This is a genomic window from uncultured Aurantimicrobium sp., from assembly GCF_936931525.1.
In the GTDB taxonomy this organism is placed as follows: Bacteria; Actinomycetota; Actinomycetes; order Actinomycetales; family Microbacteriaceae; genus Aurantimicrobium.
Window position 1 is genome coordinate 1 of record NZ_CAKZII010000127.1, and the last position, 1,184, is coordinate 1,184.

Sequence of the window (1,184 nt, forward strand, 5' to 3'; positions counted from 1 at the left end):
GACAGCACCCAGAACACCGATGCTTTCGTGCACACGGTGAGGAATGAAGGTGCGAGTAGAGAGAAGGCCACCGTCCCTCGCAGGAGCCAGCAAGCTCATCTTGGGCACGGTCTTGTTCGTGACGTCACCAAGGTTCATCAGTGGCCCGACAGCCAAGCGAATCTCTTCCACTCGAGCCTTGAGCTCAGCATTCGCCTCGAGCTCGGCAGGAGTCTCGTATCCAGTGATACCGAAGTCAGAGGCATTCAGGCAGACAACGGGCATGCCGTTGTCGATGCAGGTGACCTGCACACCCAAAACTTCATCAACCACGTTGCCAGTGGGAAGCAGAGCACCACAGCTTGAGCCAGCAACATCTTCAAAGTTGATGTTGATAGGTGCGTGGGTTCCAGGAACACCGTCAATACGGGCAGTACCGGCGTAGTTGACGACTCCGCCAGGAGTCTCCACGAACGCCGTTGCCTTGGAGTCGGTGTTCTCCATGTAAATCGCGACCGGGGTCACGCCGTCTGCTGCAGGAACAAGTCCCTTTTCAATGGCAAAGGGACCCACACCGGCCAAGATGTTGCCGCAGTTCTGCTGGTCGCTGACTTCAGCACGGTCAGGCCAGACCTGGAGGAACAGATAGTCCACGTCGATGCCGTCACGTTCTGACTTGCTCACCACGGCAACCTTGGAGGTCAGCGGGTGGCCACCACCCATGCCGTCGATCTCGCGCACATCGGGCGAACCCATGGCAGCGAGCAAGAAGGTGTCCCGGGCAGCACGATCTGCTGGCAAGTCACTTGCCAGGAAATACAGCCCCTTCGAAGTTCCTCCGCGCATGACGGAGCAAGGAACAGCAACCTGAGAGTTATTCACCCGCGTAGTCCTCGTATACGAGACCCTTTGCAGCGAGCTTGTCGCGCATGTTGTAGATGTCGAGACCGAGTTCTCCAGTTGCCAGGCGTGTGCGCTTGCCCGCTTCCATGGCTTCGCGCTCCTGAGCAGCCTTGAGAACCTTTTCGGCATCTTCGCGCTTGACCAAGCAGACACCATCAATGTCAGCAACAATCACGTCGCCGGGGCGAACCAGCTGGTCTGCCATCAGAATCGGTGTCTGTACGTTCGCAATGGTTTCCTTGACGGTGCCTTGCGAGCTAATGGTCTTGGACCAGACAGGGAAGCCCATCTCGGTCAACGTT

At 57.7% G+C, this 1,184-nt stretch carries 1 protein-coding gene and 1 pseudogene; both read right to left on the reverse strand.

The features are described from left to right. The coding region (locus Q0362_RS05950) for a 4-oxalomesaconate tautomerase (RefSeq protein WP_298121184.1) at positions 1 to 861 on the reverse strand (861 nt) is incomplete at its 3' end. Continuing rightward, a pseudogene (locus tag Q0362_RS05955) lies at positions 854 to 1,184 on the reverse strand (4-carboxy-4-hydroxy-2-oxoadipate aldolase/oxaloacetate decarboxylase); the annotation flags it as partial. The pseudogene Q0362_RS05955 and the gene Q0362_RS05950, both read right to left, overlap by 8 nt.